This window comes from Pseudoflavonifractor capillosus (assembly GCF_016902575.1).
GTDB lineage: Bacteria > Bacillota > Clostridia > Oscillospirales > Oscillospiraceae > Enterenecus > Enterenecus capillosus_A.
In genome coordinates, this window is record NZ_JACSNZ010000118.1 from 1 (window position 1) to 713 (window position 713).

The window sequence follows — 713 nt, forward strand, 5'->3', positions numbered from 1 at the left end:
TTTTTGTCTAATGAAAACCCCCGGCTGTGCCGGGGAGTTCAAAAAAAGCTTTAGCGTTCCATATGAAGAAAAAACTCCTTTTGATACAATAAGAGTGCGGTCTGCCAACTGCACAAAAGTATCAAAAGGAGGACAAAAGGCATGAAGCCTAATGACAAGAACAGTTTAGCACATACAACATGGAATTGTAAATATCACATCGTGTTTGCACCGAAATACCGCAGGAAAGTCTTTTATAAGGATAACAGAGTAGAAATAGGAAAAATATTAAGAGAGTTGTGCAACTGGAAGCAGGTAAAGATTGTAGAAGCAGAAGTGTGTCCCGACCATATACATATGCTAGTAGAGATACCGCCGAAAATGAGCGTGTCCAGTTTCGTAGGGTTTCTCAAGGGGAAAAGTAGCCTCATCATTTTCGAGCGACACAGTAATTTGAAATACAAGTATGGAAATCGGCAATTTTGGTGCCGAGGGTACTACGTGGACACAGCAGGGAAAAATGCGAAAAAGATAGCAGAGTATATTCAGAATCAGCTGAAAGAAGACCAAATTGGGGATCAGATGACAATCAAGGAATACATCGACCCGTTTACGGGTAGCAAGCACTAATCTTTCGCAAGTGGCAGACCGTACCAACGCCTTGAGGCGTGGCTAGTAACAAAGGGCTTTGCCCGCATATGAAGAACCCCCGGCTATGCCGGGGGGTTCCTATT

1 protein-coding gene is annotated in these 713 nt (G+C 43.3%); it reads left to right on the forward strand.

The window, feature by feature from the left end:
- Nucleotides 1-141 precede the first annotated feature (141 nt).
- Nucleotides 142-609, forward strand: a complete 468-nt coding sequence (tnpA, locus tag H9X86_RS12140) for an IS200/IS605 family transposase (protein WP_204901750.1) — start codon at nt 142-144, stop codon at nt 607-609.
- Nucleotides 610-713 lie beyond the last annotated feature (104 nt).

Excerpts from the sequence above, each read along its gene's own strand:
- tnpA (WP_204901750.1), top strand. The coding sequence starts at position 142 with ATGAAGCCTAATGACAAGAACAGTTTAGCACATACAACATGGAATTGT.